This window comes from Iodobacter fluviatilis, from assembly GCF_900451195.1.
GTDB classification, from domain to species: Bacteria; Pseudomonadota; Gammaproteobacteria; order Burkholderiales; family Chitinibacteraceae; genus Iodobacter; species Iodobacter fluviatilis.
Window position 1 is genome coordinate 132,232 of sequence record NZ_UGHR01000001.1, and the last position, 16,433, is coordinate 148,664.

12 protein-coding genes are annotated in these 16,433 nt (G+C 48.9%); 7 read left to right on the forward strand and 5 right to left on the reverse strand.

The annotated features are described in order from the left end of the window. Positions 1-150 precede the first annotated feature (150 nt). Complete coding sequence (ubiB, locus tag DYD62_RS00560) at positions 151-1,665, forward strand: ubiquinone biosynthesis regulatory protein kinase UbiB (RefSeq protein ID WP_115225590.1); 1,515 nt, start codon at positions 151-153, stop codon at positions 1,663-1,665. A 145-nt stretch (positions 1,666-1,810) separates the two neighbouring features. On the opposite strand, the gene DYD62_RS00565 is transcribed toward ubiB, so the two are convergent. Then, on the reverse strand, positions 1,811-2,653 hold the full coding sequence (locus DYD62_RS00565) for a PhzF family phenazine biosynthesis protein (protein WP_115225591.1): 843 nt from the start codon (positions 2,651-2,653) through the stop codon (positions 1,811-1,813). 411 nt (positions 2,654-3,064) lie between these two features. Between DYD62_RS00565 and ppc the strand changes: the two genes are divergently transcribed. From ppc to DYD62_RS00600, 6 genes are all read left to right on the forward strand, one after another. Next, positions 3,065-5,842 (forward strand): phosphoenolpyruvate carboxylase, encoded by a 2,778-nt coding sequence (ppc, locus tag DYD62_RS00570; protein ID WP_115225592.1) that lies wholly within the window; start codon positions 3,065-3,067, stop codon positions 5,840-5,842. A 337-nt stretch (positions 5,843-6,179) separates the two neighbouring features. Next, positions 6,180-6,524: a hypothetical protein gene (locus tag DYD62_RS00580; protein ID WP_115225594.1), complete on the forward strand. Its 345-nt coding sequence runs from the start codon at positions 6,180-6,182 to the stop codon at positions 6,522-6,524. A gap of 114 nt (positions 6,525-6,638) precedes the next feature. Further along, positions 6,639-7,130, forward strand: a complete 492-nt coding sequence (locus DYD62_RS00585) for a hypothetical protein (protein ID WP_115225595.1) — start codon at positions 6,639-6,641, stop codon at positions 7,128-7,130. Positions 7,131-7,891: 761 nt separating this feature from the next. Continuing rightward, entirely contained in the window at positions 7,892-9,832 is a 1,941-nt protein-coding gene (locus DYD62_RS00590; RefSeq protein ID WP_233702850.1) for a glycosyl hydrolase family 18 protein, read from the forward strand. A 128-nt stretch (positions 9,833-9,960) separates the two neighbouring features. Next, the gene (gene murB / locus DYD62_RS00595; protein ID WP_165928568.1) at positions 9,961-10,977 is read left to right on the forward strand and encodes a UDP-N-acetylmuramate dehydrogenase; all 1,017 of its coding nucleotides are present in this window, start codon (positions 9,961-9,963) and stop codon (positions 10,975-10,977) included. A gap of 271 nt (positions 10,978-11,248) precedes the next feature. Then, positions 11,249-12,010, forward strand: a complete 762-nt coding sequence (locus DYD62_RS00600) for a TatD family hydrolase (RefSeq protein ID WP_115225596.1) — start codon at positions 11,249-11,251, stop codon at positions 12,008-12,010. A 176-nt stretch (positions 12,011-12,186) separates the two neighbouring features. Here the strand turns inward: DYD62_RS00600 and trpS are convergent, their stop codons facing one another. From trpS to DYD62_RS00620, 4 genes are all read right to left on the reverse strand, one after another. Beyond that, positions 12,187-13,185 carry a tryptophan--tRNA ligase gene (trpS, locus tag DYD62_RS00605; RefSeq protein ID WP_115225597.1) on the reverse strand — a complete coding sequence of 333 codons (999 nt, stop codon included), beginning with the start codon at positions 13,183-13,185 and terminating at the stop codon, positions 12,187-12,189. 251 nt (positions 13,186-13,436) lie between these two features. Next, positions 13,437-14,234 (reverse strand): HesA/MoeB/ThiF family protein, encoded by a 798-nt coding sequence (locus DYD62_RS00610; RefSeq protein WP_207916253.1) that lies wholly within the window; start codon positions 14,232-14,234, stop codon positions 13,437-13,439. A 187-nt stretch (positions 14,235-14,421) separates the two neighbouring features. Continuing rightward, on the reverse strand, positions 14,422-14,823 hold the full coding sequence (locus DYD62_RS00615) for a hypothetical protein (protein ID WP_115225598.1): 402 nt from the start codon (positions 14,821-14,823) through the stop codon (positions 14,422-14,424). Between the two features lie 106 nt (positions 14,824-14,929). Further along, the gene (locus DYD62_RS00620; protein WP_115225599.1) at positions 14,930-16,393 is read right to left on the reverse strand and encodes a S41 family peptidase; all 1,464 of its coding nucleotides are present in this window, start codon (positions 16,391-16,393) and stop codon (positions 14,930-14,932) included. Between the last annotated feature and the right edge of the window lie 40 nt (positions 16,394-16,433).

Below are 16,433 nucleotides of genomic sequence, written 5' to 3' on the forward strand. Positions count from 1 at the left end.
AGGGGAGATTTAAGCCCCATATTGAGAGCGTAGTTATAATCTTTTGTTTTTGTTCGCTGCTAAGAGCCAAACTGCTTAGCGCACATGCGGTTTCACCCGCCCTACGATGCTAACCCTTTACCTGCATCACCTCTTTCTTAAGTTGAACCAATGCGTCTTTCTCGTTTAATTAAAATTGTCCGTGTGGTTTTTGGCTATGGTCTGGATGAGTTTTTACTGGGTCATGCGCGTGTGCGTGGCTTGGGTAAGCTGATTCAATTCTTGCTGTCTGGCCGGGATTTAAGCGCGCCACGGGCCGAGCGTTTGCGGCTGGCTTTGCAAGAGCTGGGGCCGATTTTTGTTAAGTTTGGTCAGGTTTTGTCCACCCGCCGCGATCTGATGCCGCTGGATATTGCTGATGAGCTGGCGAAGCTGCAGGACAATGTGCCGCCTTTTGCAGCAGAGACCGCCGTTGCGGTGATTGAAACAAGCTTAGGCCGTAAGCTCGATGAGCTGTTTGCCGAGTTTGAGCAAACGCCGGTGGCGAGTGCCTCGGTGGCGCAGGTGCATAAGGCGCGTTTACATAATGGCCAGCAGGTGGCGGTGAAAGTATTGCGCCCAGATATCCTGCCGGTGATTGAATCTGATTTAGCACTGATGCGCATCATGGCGGTGCTGCTCGAAAAACTCTCGGCTGATGGCAAGCGTTTGCGCCCCAGAGAAGTGGTGGCGGAGTTCGACCGCTATCTGCATGATGAGCTGGATTTAATGCGCGAGGCGGCGAACGCCAGCCAGTTACGGCGTAATTTTTTAAACTCCAACCAGCTCTTGGTGCCTGAAGTCTTCTACGACTTTTGTGCGCGGGAAGTGTTTGTGATGGAGTGGATGGATGGCATTCCGGTAGGGCGTATTGACGAGCTGCTGGCGGCGGGGATGGATCTGAAAAAACTTTCCCGCTTTGGGGTGGAAATCTTTTTTACCCAGGTATTCAGAGATGGGTTTTTCCATGCCGATATGCACCCCGGCAATATTTTGGTGGCGACGGATAATCGCTATATTGCCTTGGATTTTGGCATTATCGGCACCTTATCAGATAGCGATAAGCAGTATTTAGCGATTAATTTTTTAGCCTTCTTCACCCGTGATTACCACCGTGTGGCCACGGCACATATTGAATCGGGTTGGGTACCTAAAGAGACGCGGGTAGAGGAATTAGAAGCGGCGGTTCGCACCGTTTGCGAGCCGATTTTTAATAAGCCGCTTTCGCAAATTTCCTTTGGCCAAGTGTTGCTACGCCTGTTTGAAACATCGCGCCGCTTTAATGTGGAAATTCAGCCGCAGCTGGTGTTGTTGCAAAAAACGCTGCTAAATATCGAAGGCTTAGGCCGTCAGCTCGATCCAGAGCTCGATCTGTGGCAAACCGCCATGCCATTTTTAGAGCGCTGGATGACAGACCAAATTGGCTGGCGTGGCATGCTGCGCAATCTAAAAAAAGAAGCGCCGCAATGGGCGGCTTTATTGCCGGTACTGCCGCGTAAATTGGGTGAGCTGCTCGATCAGAATCACACTGAGCTATTGATGGCGGGCTATAGCGGCCTGATGTGGGAGCAGAAAAAACGTAACTGGCTGCTGGGCGTGATTGCCGCGCTTTTGGCTGGATTATTGCTGACATGGTGGCTGAAGTAAGACGCGCAACAGGCCAAAAAAAGCCGGGGCTGTTCAGGCCCCGGCATTGTATTAACCGCATGATTGTCCGGCTCTGAGCGGTGCTTAGTGCTTTGTTATTTTATTGCGCCACCCCGAATCCCTTCGGGTTTCTGCTGTTTAAAACTTAAAATTCAATTACGCCTCCTCCCACCCGATGTGTGTTACCACCGACACGGATATTGCGCTGCGCATCCACTTCTACATGAATCACGCTTAAACGGCTGATCAGGCGTTGTATAGTCAGCCCCTGTTCGATTCTCAGGCTAAAGGGGGCGCTTTGCCCAGATGCCATCATCCATCCCGCAATATTTGCCGCACCTGTGCCTGCTCCAAAATCCTCATAAACTTGAAAAGCATCGCAGGAAAAAAAACGGAGAGTGATGTGGTCGCCATCGCTTGACCATACGGCGGCCTGAGGTAAGTTTTTGCTGGTTTCTGCCAGCCTAGACAGCGAGCTGACCTGTGGATTGGCTTGCAAAACAGATTGCTGTGATCTGACTTGCACAATGAGCTGCTCCAGCCCGCAATCCACAAATAAGGGCGTGCCAATAATATCTGTGGCTGCAATGCCAAGGGCCGAGGCAATTTCTAAATTACTGTGCTGGGCCGGGCGGGTATGGGCTGTGGCCAGCTGGCTCCACCAGCGATCCCCCTGGCGTAATAGCCAGGTTTGCCCTTGATTGGTTTTAAATGCCTGTGCAGCAAGGCCTGTTTCATCGGGGTGTGAGGCTTCGGCTGTGGCCAGCATGGCTTGCACTGAAAAAGGCAGCATGTATTGCGTTGAATGCACATGAACTTGAGTGTCGTTTGCCGCAATAAATGCGGTTTCTGCTACGCCCATTTGAAATGCCAGCGTTTGCCGTGTTGGCTCGTCGGGCATTTCTTCGGTGGTAAACACGACAATGGGGTTCCCACTTAAACGCCGTTCAGCAAAGGTATTGATGAGGTGAAAGGGATAAGACGTCATAGCAGTAGCCTGAAAGTGAGCGCAGTAATATTTGCGAATGAAAAAAGCGACAGGTGTTTTTATTACATGATTATGCCATTGAATCTTTCCATTATATTTTTTAGAACTTACTATTTACTTTGATTTTATTGGTGAGGTGATTCTCAATTTGTAAAATTTACATTTAAATAATGGCTTAGCATTCAGCACTTTATTCATTTAAATGAGCATATGCGCTTTGTTTGTAGCAAATTGGGTGTTAAAAACCACACTTTTTTCCTAGTGCGATTGAGGGGTTTCAGATATTTCCTTATAGATCAAACATCTATTTGAAATGTAGTCCGTGTATTTCAGGTACATATTTTTTTGTAATAATCTATCAGTGAAAGCCGCAGGTTCTTGTTAGAATGAAACCGTTTGCCCGATTCAATCATGAACTGGATTGCTCTGATGCCCGTACTCGAAACGATTGCTGATAAAGATCTGCCCCTTAAACGGGATCTTGAATTACTCGCTGAACTACTCGCTGCGACCATTCGCGAGCAAGCAGGGATTGCTACTGCCGAGCAGATAGAGTCTATTCGTGAACTCGCCCTGTCTTACGTGCAAGGGAGTAATCCGGAGGCGGGAAAAATGCTGGCCAAATCTTTATCTGGCCTCGACCCATCCACCACCGTTGCCCTGGTGCGTGGTTTTGGTTATTTTTCGCACCTGTCTAATATTGCTGAAGATTTACACCATAATCGTCGCCGCCGCGCGCACAAGATTGCGGGTTCTGGCCCTCAGCGAGGCAGTATTGCTGCAGCGATTAATACCCTAACAGGCAGGGGGGTTAAGGCGGCAGAAATTATTGCCATGCTGGGTGAAAGCTTAATTGCTCCCGTGCTGACGGCTCACCCAACTGAAGTAAAGCGCAAAACAATTCTGGATTCCCACCGTGCTGTGGCGCAGCTTTTAGCCGAGCGCGATCGCTATGCGATGACGCCGGAAGAGTTAAGTGATAATAAAGCAGCCCTTGAGCGTGTTTTACTGGCCCTGTGGCAAACCCGCGAAATCCGCACTTTCAAGCTGACCGTTCAGGACGAGATTGAAAACGGTGCCGCGTATTTCCGTAATACCTTCCTGCACGAATTGCCCCGGCTTTATCTGGATTTGGAAGACAAACTTGCGGCGCTCTGTGAGCAAAGTATCAGCCTGCCTAACTTTATTCAGGTAGGCAGCTGGATTGGCGGTGATCGCGACGGTAATCCTTTTGTAACGGGCGATGTATTGCGCTACGCCGTGTCGCGTCAGTCTGGTATTGCTTTAGATTACTACTACCAGCAGTGTATGAAGCTGGAAAACGAATTATCGATGTCCACAAGGATTGTGGATGTGGATTCCGCTTTGCAGGCCTTGGCAAATTCGGCCACAGATGAGAAAGACCGTAAATCAGAAGAGCCATATCGCTTGGCTGTTTCTGCCGTGCGCGCACGTATTTTTGCTACCGCGGTTAAAATTGGCACTTTCCATCATCAATTGCACGATGTGGCCAATGCGGCTGAATATGCAAATGCGCAAGCGCTGCTGGATGATTTAGCGGTGATTGCCGCTTCGCTTAAAGCGCACGGTGCGGCGCTGCTGGCCAATGGCCGTTTGCGCCGTTTGCAGCGCGCGGTTTCGGTGTTTGGATTTTATCTGGCACCGCTGGATATGCGTCAGTATTCCGGTATGCATGAAAAAGTGATTTCTGAGCTGTTTACCCATGCAGGCTTAGAAGAATACATGCGCCTTGATGAAGCATCGCGCCGTGCGGTGCTGCTGCGTGAATTATCCAGCGCCCGGCCTTTGACCTCGGCCTATGTTGAATACAGCGAAGATGTGCAAAAAGAGTTGGATATTTATCGCGCAGCAAGCGAAGTGCAAGCGCGTTATGGTGCATCGGTACTGCCAAATTACATTATCTCTAACTGTGATTCGGTTTCGGATATGCTGGAAGTGGCTGTGCTGATGAAGGAAGTGGGCCTAGTGCAGCTTGCGCCTAAGCTGTCTTCCAAAATTAATATCATTCCTTTATTCGAAACCATTCCTGATTTGCGCAGTGCAGGCAAAATCATGACTGAGCTGTTTGCAATTCCACAGTGGCGCAATCTTTTGGGCTGTCGGGACAATGTGCAGGAAGTGATGCTGGGTTATTCGGATTCGAATAAAGACGGCGGTTATCTGACCTCTAACTGGGAGCTGTATAAAGCAGAGCTCACGCTGGTTGAAGTGTTTCAGGCGGCTAACTTTAAAATGCGCTTGTTCCATGGCCGCGGCGGTACGGTTGGTCGTGGTGGTGGCCCTGCGCACGATGCGATCTTGGCCCAGCCCGCTGGCTCAGTGAATGGTCAGATCCGGATTACCGAGCAAGGTGAAGTGATTACGGCCAAGTATGCGGATCGCGAAGTAGGGCGCCGTAATTTGGAAATCCTGATTGCCGCCACGCTGGAAGCCAGCTTCCCTGAGGCCTCACCACCATTAAATGATGTGATGGAACGCCGTCAGCTGATGGAAAAACTCAGCTTAAGCGCCTATCAGGCTTACCGTGATTTGGTGTACGCAACGCCTGACTTTATTACCTACTTCCGCGAAGCCACGCCGATTAACGAGATTCCGAGCCTGAATATCGGCTCTCGCCCGGCAGCACGTAAGAGCACCAATAGCATCGGCGATTTGCGTGCCATTCCATGGGTATTTTCATGGAGCCAGTGCCGCTTAATGTTGCCGGGCTGGTATGGCTTTGGTACTGCAATCAGTGAGTATCTTAAAGAATCAGGCGATGAAGGTTTGGCGCTTTTACAGCAGCTCTATCGTGACTGGCCGTTCTTTAACTCCACGATCTCTAATATGGATATGGTGCTGGCTAAATCAGATATCGCGATTGCGGCCCGTTACTCTGAGCTGGTTCAAGATCAGGAGCTGGCACAGCGTATCTTTACGCGGATTAAAGCAGAATGGCAGCGTACCGTTGATGCGGTACAAGCGATTTCCAAGCATGGTGAATTGCTGGCAGATAACCCTATGCTGGCCCGCAGTCTGGATAACCGACTGCCTTATCTTGATCCGCTAAACCACTTGCAAGTAGAGCTGCTCAAACGCTTACGCAGTGGCGAGGCAAGTGAAGATGTACAGCACGCCGTGCACTTAACTATTAACGGCATTGCGGCGGGTTTGCGTAATAGCGGTTAAGCCGTACTGAAATGATAAGAAGCTGGGTTGGCGTGCAAGCACGTGACCCAGCTTTTTTTTGCGTGTAAATTGAGCCTGTGCTAGTTTGTCAGACTAAATTCAGTTTTTGGAATGTTTTGCTTTGTGGCATGGCAAAACCCAAATCTTGAAACACTTCGTCCTAAAGGAATTGTGGCCACGGAGGAACAGGTCTTGAATTTCAGCTGGGGGGCATTGTGTTTAATGTCTTTAAGCCTGATCGTCACCAGTAAATCAATAAATGGCTTAATTAAAGTTAATAATATTTGTACTTGATTGTTTTTGCTTATCGCCAGAAGATGTTTAAAAGGGTATTAAAATGAGCGAATATTTTGTAGAAATGGGGCGTTGTCGTCTTAATTGTCATGACATTAAAAAATACTGGATTGATGGTGAACCGGCTGAGGAAAAGAAAAGCAGGGTTGATAATCAGGAAAACAACTATTTGGCTAGTGCATTTTCTTTACTGATTGCTGGTGTAGTGAGTACATATCTCGCTCGAAAAAAAGGCAATTCACAGGCCAAAAAATACCTGCACATTGAAACTAAGCACAATGTTTCTTATTGCTTTTCAGATGATGAAATCAATATAAATGATGTGTTTCTTAAGCTAAATAAGGCGCAGTCGGTCATCGATTCCACCGGGCGATGCAGCACACTATAAACTTGCATCATAAAGATGCGAAATGCATGCACTATGGAAAATGCCTGATTTTGGCGTTTCAAAAATGACATCGGTGCAGTCATCGTTTTTCGATTTAATTTATTCATCAGGACAATGCCTGCATTGAAAGCCATCACCTGCCGCTATTTATTGTTTACCCTGCTGCTCAGCATGGCTTTGCCCGCTGCCGCAGCAGGAAAATTGCCTACCCATTTTGGCGATAAGATGGAGGCGGCTTTGTCTTGCCGCAGTGAATGGTCGAATGAATGGTGGCGCAGTTATTTCCGGCAGTATTTAGGCGATCCTCTGCGTGTATGGGGAGAGGCAGAGTGGTTTGAAGCACAGAATGCCTCTTTGGGCGGCAATAAAGTCAGTGAGGTCTTTGTGAGTTTGCCCAGTTCGGGAGCCTTAATGGTGGGGGCGCTGATCCCTGATCAAGTTGAAACTGTTCGCAAAAATATTGAAGCAAGCATGGGCTTTGCTTTTGTCCCGCTGGCGGGGAGCTATCCTCGTTTTCTGTCCAAGTTTGGCAGCGTTCTGGTTGGGCTTCCTAATAATCAAAGCAAGTGGTATTGCGCACGCTGGAATTTGGGCAATCGTCCCTGATGCTGCAAAGTGCAGCTGTCCCCTTATTTAATCTTTCCAAATAAGAAAGATTAAATGTAGAAGTGTATTTAAAAAATAATTAATTTCTTTCATATTATTTACTTAAATGGTTGTTTTTATAGCTTGTGATCGCTGCTGCTATTTTCTTTTGAATCAATATTTCATTCTAGTTAATACCAATTATTGCAATTGCCCTTTTTTGCAGTGGTGTTTGACAGGGCGGAAGGAATTTGTTGTATTTAATTACAAGTTTGGAATTTTTCTGTATGACTCAAGAAAGCAAATATTAAGTATAAGCAGTTTAATGTATACTTTTTTTGCTAAACACACAGGTTTTTATTGAAATATTTATGTAATTCTGATGCGAAAACTACACCAATAAAATCATATAAATTACAAAAAATAAAAATTATGCTGCGATGCAATATTTATGAATAACGCTATTTTAAATATAAAACAGAGTTTTTTGAATGAAATGCTGCATTGCGTCAATGATTATGATGCTTGGCTATGTAGTTAAAACAGACTGCTGTGCAGTGAAAGCAGGAGGGTGTTTTTTTATTCACAATTGAGGGCTTGACAAGAAAAATAGAATGGTGAGTAATGAAACCCATCATGACCGGTTACAAAGAGAACTGGCTTGATACTGCTCTGAATACAGGTGAAGCTTTCGCAGAATTGACAGCTTGTAGGAAGGCGCTAATACCAGTTGAGATGCGTGAATAACGCCAATCAGTCTAAAGAGGATGGAGACTCCCTTTATGTCGAACTACAGTCGTTTAGCAGCAATTCCTGCTGCGTTTATTGTGATGCAAGCTTTTGCGGCGCCTGCTTGGGATGCCGCAACCACCTATACCGGTGGCGAAGTGGTGAGCTACGGTGGTAAGGATTGGAAAGCACAATGGTGGACTAAGGGTAATGTGCCAGGTGCTGATCAGTGGGGCCCTTGGGCTTTGCAATCAGGTACGCCAACACCTGCGCCCGTTCCTACACCTGCTCCAACTCCTGTTCCTACACCTGGCCCTACGCCAGTGCCAACGCCTGCTCCTACACCCGCACCATCGGCTTGCTACCAGACATGGACAGCAACGACGGCCTATACCGGCGGACAATCGGTTACTTATAAAGGCCGTAACTACAAAGCTCAGTGGTGGACTCAGGGCGATGATCCAACGACCAATGTGGGTGCAGGTAAGCCATGGCTGGATTTAGGTGCTTGCTCAACGGTGCCAACACCTGTTCCAACGCCAGTACCGACACCTGTTCCAACTCCGGTGCCAACGCCAGTTCCGACACCGGTTCCAACTCCGGTGCCAACACCAGTACCGACACCAGTACCGACACCCGTTCCAACTCCGGTGCCAACGCCAGTTCCAACACCAACACCAACACCTGCACCAACGCCATCAGGCAGCATGCAAGTTGGGTCTTACTTTGCACAGTGGGGCATTTACGATCGTGGCTATCTGGTAAAGCATGTTCAGACCAGCGGCTCTGCAGCGAAGATGACTTTCCTGAATTATGCCTTTGGTAATATCTATGCCAAAAACGGCGGCTACGAATGTGGCATCGTGACTAAGGCAGAAAATGGCTCGCAAGACGGTGGCGATGGCTGGGCCGACTTCCAGAAAGGTTTCGGCGCAAGTGATTCCGTGGATGGCGTGGGTGATGTTTGGGGTGAAGATGGCAAAGGTGGCCTGAAAGGTAACTTTAACCAGCTTAAAAAACTGAAAGCCAAAAACCCGAACCTGAAAGTGTTTATCTCCTTAGGTGGCTGGACATGGTCTAAGTGGTTCTCGAATGCTTCCGCGACCGATGCAAGCCGCAAGCAACTGGTTTCCAGTTGTATCGATCTTTACATCAAGGGCAATATTCCATTTGATGCAGGCTCTAATGCTGGTGGTAAAGGCACAGCTGCAGGCGTGTTCGATGGGATTGATATCGATTGGGAATACCCTGGCGTGCAAGGGATCGGCACCAACACCGTGTCACCGAACGATAAGCAAAATAACACCCTGCTGCTGAAAGAGTTCCGTGCTCAGCTGGATGCGTTGACCGCAACAACAGGCAAGAAGTATGGCTTGACCGTAGCGATTGGTGCAGGGGCTGAAAAAATTGCCATGACCGAGCCTGGTGAGTACACCAAGTATCTGGATTGGATCAATCTGATGTCATACGACTTCAATGGCGGTTGGGATGCCAAGGGGCCGACAGACTTCCAGTCGCATCTTTACAATGATCCTGCCAGCCCGCGTTATATCGATCCTAAAACCGGTAAACCAGGTTTAGCAGCGCAATACAATATCGACAGCGCAGTGAAAAACCTGATTGCAGCAGGCGCACCAGCCAGCAAAATCGTATTAGGTATTCCTTTCTACGGCCGTGGCTGGACAGGCGTGCCTAATGTCAACAATGGCTTGTATCAGTCTGCAACAGGCCCGGCTAAGGGTACATACGAAGCAGGGATTGAGGACTATCGCGTTCTGAAAAATGCGGCGGGATCTGTGTTTGTTCATCCTATTACCAAGCAATCATGGAAATATGATGGCAATACATTCTGGTCTTACGATACAACCGATGTAATCCAGACCAAGCTTGATTATGTTAAAGCCAATGGTTTAGGTGGCGCATTCAGCTGGTCGCTGGATGGTGATGACAGCACCGGCACATTGATGAATGCAATGAGCAAGGTTCGTCAGTAAGACTCACAAAATCTAGTCAGTGAAATTAGCAAGCTAGCTAGACTTTTAACCCCTGTGCTCAGGCATGGGGGTTTTTTTTGCCTGAGTGGGGGATAATCCCCACTTTGCTGATTTGATTTGATCTCCCCATGCTGCCCATTCAATATAATTTTGATCTGAAAAACGCCAATACCCTCGGTTTGCCCGCCGTTGCCAGCCATTTTCTTCCGCTGACTGATCCCGCCCAATTCATTGAACTTTGTCAGCATTCTGGCTTAAAAGCACTGCCATGGCGCGTTCTGGGGGGCGGCAGTAATTTGGTTTTGCCAGAGAAAATCAATGCATTGGTTATTGCTGTTGCTCTGAAAGGCCGCCGTTTGCTGAGGGAAGACGATGAAGCATGGTATGTCGCTGCAGCAGGCGGTGAAAACTGGCATGACTTTGTTACCTGGACTTTAGCTCAGGGCTGGGCAGGCTTAGAAAACTTATCGCTGATCCCCGGCACAGTGGGCGCAGCTCCTGTGCAAAATATTGGTGCTTATGGGGTGGAAGTCAAAGATTGCCTGTTTGAGCTGACGGCTTATCGCCTTGAAGATGGCAGTGCACGGGTGTTTAGCGCGGCAGAATGCCAGTTTTCCTACCGGGACAGCTGTTTTAAGCAGGCCGAAGCAGGCAAATGGCTGATTGGCGAAGTCGTCTTTAAATTACCAAAGGCTGTCAGCATTAAAACCAATTATGGCGATATCGGGCAGGAGCTGGCCGCGCTGGACTTGCCTCCATCGGCCAGCGCAGTGGCTCAGGCGGTGATTAATGTACGCCAGCGCAAATTGCCTGATCCGGCGGTGATTGGTAATGCGGGCAGCTTTTTTAAAAACCCGATCGTGGCGGCTGAGCTGCGCGAGCAGGTGCTGGCCGCGCATCCAGAGCTGGTTTCCTATCCCGCAGGGCCGGATCATTACAAACTGGCCGCAGGCTGGCTGATTGAGCGTGCTGGCTGGAAAGGCCGTCAGCTGGGGCCGGCAGGTATGTACCAGAAACAAGCTTTGGTGCTGGTCAATCATGGCGGCGCAACGCAAAACGACATAGCTAAACTCACCGCAGCCGTACAGGCCGATGTGAAAGAAAAATTTGGCGTAACATTAGAGGCTGAGCCAGTTTGGTGGTGAGTTTGATTGTTTTAGCTTTTTGCTCGAAATAAACCCCGCTTGTAGGGAAATGCCGTTCACTTAAGCCGTTTGGTTTAAGTTCCCCCTTTTACAAAGGGGGAGGCTAAGGTCAAAACCGCTCAAGTGAACGGTATTACCGCATGTAGGGCGTGCTGTGCTTCGCCTATTGAGATGGCGCACTGCACATTCACTGTATAACTATTCGAGTTGCATGCAGAGTTTCGAGTGCGCCCTACAGATGTGACTAAGCCGATTTTCCGAGAGAAATCATATGTGGATAGACACTCATTGCCATCTGGATGCCCCTGAATTTGCCGCAGACCGGGATGAGGTGGTGGCGGCAGCAAGGCTGGCAGGGGTTCAGCAGATAGTGGTGCCTGCGGTGAGTGAGGCGACTTTTGCCGATGCGCTGACGATGCGCACCCGCTATGGCTGCTTTCCGGCTTTTGGCCTGCACCCGATTTATACGGCGGTGCATCGGGATGAGCATTTGCTGACTTTGCAGCATTATCTGGAACAGCATCAGCCAGTGGCGGTGGGGGAAATTGGGCTGGATTTTTATGTGCCCAATTTGGATGCCACTAGGCAGGTAGAGCTACTGGAAGCCCAGCTTAAGCTGGCACGGGATTTTGATCTGCCGGTGCTGCTGCATCTGCGCCGCGCTCAGGATCCGCTACTTAAATATTTGCGTAAATGGCGGGTTAAAGGCGGCATTGCCCATGCCTTTAATGGCAGCCTGCAACAGGCCGAAGTGTTTATATCATTGGGTTTTAAGCTGGGTTTTGGCGGGGCGATGACTTATTCAGGCTCGCAGCGGATACGCAAATTGGCCCGTGATTTACCTTTAGAAGCACTGGTAATGGAAACCGATGCCCCGGATATTCCGCCCGCTTGGCTGGATCGCCAGCGCAACCAACCCAGCGAACTCGTCAGGATGGCAGAGGTGCTGGCCGAGTTACGCGGGATTAGCCTTGAAGAACTAGCCGCCGCCACAAGTGCCAATGCAAGGGCCGTACTGCCTAGATTGCTGTAGGCGGCAGTTTAAAAAACCCAAATCTTGAACCATAGAGATTAGGAGAATACAGAGAATCAAGGAGAAAACCCCCGGTATGTTTTTCTCCGTGAAACTCTGTGTTCTACGTGTTTCAAGACTTGGTTTTTTTTAAGCGCTTGAAGTTTTTATTGCTACTAGGTTTTGCCGTTGCCGAGTTAGCTAAAATAGTCCAACTCCAGTGCCGATTTGACTTCGCCCAGAGTGGCTGCCGCTACGGTGCGGGCACGGGCTGTACCGGCTTTTAAAATCTGCATCACGTGCGCCGGGTCTTTTGCAAGCTCCAGGCGGCGATTGCGGATAGGGGCAATCAATTCTTGCAGGCGTACTTCTAGGTGCTGCTTAATCACCGAATCAGCCAGACCACCCTTGCGATATTTGGCTTTTAAATCATCCACAAAGCTGATATCCGGCTCAAACGCATCCAGAAAGGTAAATACGGCATTGCCAGCCACCTGGCCAGGATCATTGATTTTTAAGTGTTTTGAATCGGTGTACATGCTTTTTACAAACTGAGTAATTTCATCCGGGCTGGCCGATAAATGCAGCGCATTGCCCTGAGATTTACTCATTTTTGCTTTACCATCCGGCCCGGGCAGGCGGCCCGTTTGCGGAATGATGGCTCGTGTTTCCAGCAGAACATCTTTACCAGCAAGAGCATTGAAGCGACGAACAATCTCGTTGGTTTGCTCAATCATCGGGGCTTGATCTGCGCCTACAGGAACGGCGGTGGCTTTAAATGCCGTGATATCTGCAGCCTGGCTTACCGGGTAGGCTAAAAAGCCAGCCGGAATATCCCGCTGGAAGTTCTTCTGGCGAATTTCTTCTTTAACCGTAGGATTGCGCTCAAGGCGGGCGACGGTCACCAGATTCATAAAGTAGTAAGTCAGCTCGGATAATTCCGGCACCTGCGATTGAATAAAGATCGTATTTTTAGCAGGATCGAGGCCAACAGCGAGGTAATCGAGCGCAACTTCCAGCACATTTCGATGTACCACATCATGATCGGTATCGGTCAGTGCCTGGGCGTCAGCCAGCATTAAAAATTGTGTATGTTTGTCTTGAAAGGCAAGGCGGTTTTGCAATGAACCTACAAAGTGGCCTAAATGCAGCGGGCCAGTTGTTCGGTCACCAGTCAGAATAATATGCGAAGTCATGTACTCGATCCTTGTTTGGATTAAAGCCGCCGAGCCCATGGGGTATGTGGATATAACAATGCCGCCTGGACCGGCGGCATTGTTCAATAAAATGAGCTTAAGCCGCCAGTAACATATATTGGCGGTAGTACCAGCTCTGGGCTGGGGGTGTAGCGAAAAGGGTGGCTTGAGTTGCTTTCATGGCCATCACTATTGCAGCTTTCATGCCGTCTGTCTAGCGTATTGGGTTACTTAATGATAACTATTGTTGTTTAGGTTTTGTTACAGCCGCAGACAGGGCAGGCCGGATCACGCTTATAGCGCATTTCCCGCCATTGCATATTGCGCGCATCCAGCAGCTGTAAACGTCCTATCAGCGGGCTGCCAAGGCCAATTATCAGTTTGAGTGCTTCTGCTGCCTGTGCGGCTCCAATCATCCCTACGAGAGGGGCAAAAACCCCAAAAGTAGCACATGGGCCATCGCTGGCCTCGCCTTCCTCACCAAACAAACAGTGGTAACAAGGAGCGTTGTCCAGCCGCGAATCAAAAGCCGTAAGCTGCCCGTCAAAGCGAACTGCAGCACCAGAAACCAGTGGCACTTTATGCTTCACACAGGCGCGGTTTACGGCATGGCGGGTTGCAAAATTATCACAGCAATCTAGTACGATATCAGCGGCGGCAACAAGCTGATCCAGCTCTTTGTCTGTTGCTCTTGTACTCAGAGCATTAACCTTGATGTGCGGGTTCAGTGCATAAATAGTCTGAGCGGCAGATAGCGCTTTATTCTGGCCCAGACTGGCGGTGCTATGGATGATCTGGCGCTGCAAATTTGATAAATCAACCTGATCATGATCCACAATGGTGAGAGTCCCCACGCCCGCCGATGCCAGATATAGTGCCGCTGGTGATCCTAAGCCTCCGGCACCAATTAACAGTACATGGGCTTGGCTGATTTTTTCTTGGCCTTCAATGCCCATTTCATCGAGCAGAATATGGCGGCTGTAGCGTAGCAGGGCTTGATCATCCAGCGTGTCTTCGGTGCTGGCAGAAAGGTTTGGGCAGAAGCGCATGGCTGAAAATCGCAGTTAGGGTGAGAAATTATACGAGATGGAGGCGGTTGCTGTGTGTTTGGGCTTAAAAAGCGGGAGGGTAAGGCTAGATCATGAGGCGGCGAAACGCTTTTTTTTAAACTTTTTTTGCTTCGTCAAAAATTGCGCTAGCCATACTCAGGGCTAGGGGTTTTAACACAGCACTCCCTTATAAATACCGCCGTAATTCTTCGGGTGTTTCATCGTGATCGCCGTGAGGATGTTTTTCCCATACTTTAACGTAGACATCACGGCTTTTTACATTGTGTTCGGGAATTTCTAAATTGCTGCAGGCAATATCTTCGCAATAGTGGACGAGGGCGCGTTTGATTTTGCTCAGGATGCTTTCATCTAAATGAAAACCCGCTTGTTTTAGCTGATTTTCCAACCACAGTAAACGGTATTGGGGTAAGTGGTAGAGCACGCTGATACAGTGCTTATGATCTGAGTCATGTGCAATAACTCCCTCTAAAGAATTCAAAAAGAGTACGGCATGCAGGGCTTGATCTGGCGGAAGCGGATAGAGCTGAATCAAATGATGCCTGGCACCGTTGCTTAAGCAGGGTTTCATCGCGATCCTCCTGAGGATGTTTTAGTTTAGGCCGATGAAACTTACTTTGCACGCAATGAAAAACAGCTCCCGGAGGAGCTGTCTGATCAGATGCAGGTTGCGGCTGTTATTTAGCAGGCGCGGCTACATTTTTATTTTGCAAAATCTGCTGCACTTTCAGGATATTCAGCGCTTGTTGCAACTGGTAGTCGTTTTTCGAAGCAATTTCACGAGGATTGTCTTCAGCTGTTTCGCTGGCTGAGGCTGGCTTCAGCTTTTTAATTTCTGCTTTGATTTCCGTTTTGGTTTCAGATGCTGTTTTTTTGCTGCCAGCGTCTTTGTCATTTGGATTATCTAAGCGGTGGCCCAAATCGGCTTCACGAATACGGAAGGCGCTTTGCTCCTTGCCGTTAAGCACTGCTTCTTCGACTTCAATATCCGGTGTAATGCCCTTTAACTGAATTGAGCGGCCAAGTGGCGTGAAATAACGAGCGGTGGTCAGCTTCAGCGCCGTTTTGTTATCAATAGGCATAATGGTCTGCACCGATGCCTTACCGAAGGTTTGCGTACCCACCACAATAGCGCGTTTATGGTCTTGCAATGCACCCGCTACAATTTCGGAAGCCGAAGCAGAGCCGCCGTTCACTAAGACCACCAGCGGGACGTTTTTCACTTCTTTAGGTGTGTTTTTAAAGTAATCTTCTCGGCCATTCTGACGCAGATAGTTTTCTTTGCTTGCTGTCAGCTTGATTTTGGAATCAGGCGTACGGCCTTCGGTATAAACCACTAAAGCATCTTTAGGTAAGAATGCAGCAGAAACACCCACGGCACCATTTAACAGGCCACCTGGATCATTCCGTAAATCGAGCACAACGCCTTTAAGTGGCGCTTTATTTTCTTTGTACAGCGCATCAAGGGCCTGAGCTACGTTTTCTGTGGTGTGCTCCTGGAACTGTGCTACTCGAATGTAGCCATAGCCCGGCTCGGCCAGTTTGGATTTCACGCTCTGTACTTTAATCACGGCACGCTTGAGCGTCAGGATAATCGGCTTGCCTTCGCCCTTACGCAGCATGGTCAGCGTCACCGACGAGCCAATTTTGCCGCGCATTTTAGTCACGGCATCATTGAGCGACATGCCTTGTACCGGTGTTTCATCAATCTTGGCAATAAAATCACCCGCTTTTACTCCTGCACGATAGGCAGGGGTGTCTTCAATGGGCGACACAACGCGTACCAGCCCGTCTTCCATGCTGACTTCTATTCCAAGGCCGCCAAATTCGCCTTGGGTTTGAATCTGCATATCTTTGAAGGCTTCGGCATCCAGATAAGTAGAGTGCGGATCAAGACCGGATACCATGCCTTTAATGGCTTCGGTAATGAGTTTTTTATCTTCGACTGGCTCTACATAGCTCTGCTTGATTAGGCCAAAAACAGTAGAAAATGCACGCAGCTCTTCAACGGGTAAGGGGTTGCCTCCCGCATCTTTATCAGCCACTGCGTTAAAGGAAAGACTCAGGGCAATGCCCAGACCTGCACCTGCCAGTAGCAAGGCAATCTTTTGGAGCTTTGGTTTTTTGTTGCTCGAGGACATCCGTGTTTTCCTGTTATAGGCTTGCTGATAAGGGCGTCGT

Bases quoted from the DNA above. Each gene is read 5' to 3' on its own strand.
- ubiB (WP_115225590.1), top strand. From the start codon at position 151: ATGCGTCTTTCTCGTTTAATTAAAATTGTCCGTGTGGTTTTTGGCTAT.
- DYD62_RS00565 (WP_115225591.1), bottom strand. From the start codon at position 2,653: ATGACGTCTTATCCCTTTCACCTCATCAATACCTTTGCTGAACGGCGT.
- ppc (WP_115225592.1), top strand. From the start codon at position 3,065: ATGAACTGGATTGCTCTGATGCCCGTACTCGAAACGATTGCTGATAAA.
- DYD62_RS00580 (WP_115225594.1), top strand. From the start codon at position 6,180: ATGAGCGAATATTTTGTAGAAATGGGGCGTTGTCGTCTTAATTGTCAT.
- DYD62_RS00585 (WP_115225595.1), top strand. From the start codon at position 6,639: ATGCCTGCATTGAAAGCCATCACCTGCCGCTATTTATTGTTTACCCTG.
- DYD62_RS00590 (WP_233702850.1), top strand. From the start codon at position 7,892: ATGTCGAACTACAGTCGTTTAGCAGCAATTCCTGCTGCGTTTATTGTG.
- murB (WP_165928568.1), top strand. From the start codon at position 9,961: ATGCTGCCCATTCAATATAATTTTGATCTGAAAAACGCCAATACCCTC.
- DYD62_RS00600 (WP_115225596.1), top strand. From the start codon at position 11,249: ATGTGGATAGACACTCATTGCCATCTGGATGCCCCTGAATTTGCCGCA.
- trpS (WP_115225597.1), bottom strand. From the start codon at position 13,185: ATGACTTCGCATATTATTCTGACTGGTGACCGAACAACTGGCCCGCTG.
- DYD62_RS00610 (WP_207916253.1), bottom strand. From the start codon at position 14,234: ATGCGCTTCTGCCCAAACCTTTCTGCCAGCACCGAAGACACGCTGGAT.
- DYD62_RS00615 (WP_115225598.1), bottom strand. From the start codon at position 14,823: ATGAAACCCTGCTTAAGCAACGGTGCCAGGCATCATTTGATTCAGCTC.
- DYD62_RS00620 (WP_115225599.1), bottom strand. From the start codon at position 16,393: ATGTCCTCGAGCAACAAAAAACCAAAGCTCCAAAAGATTGCCTTGCTA.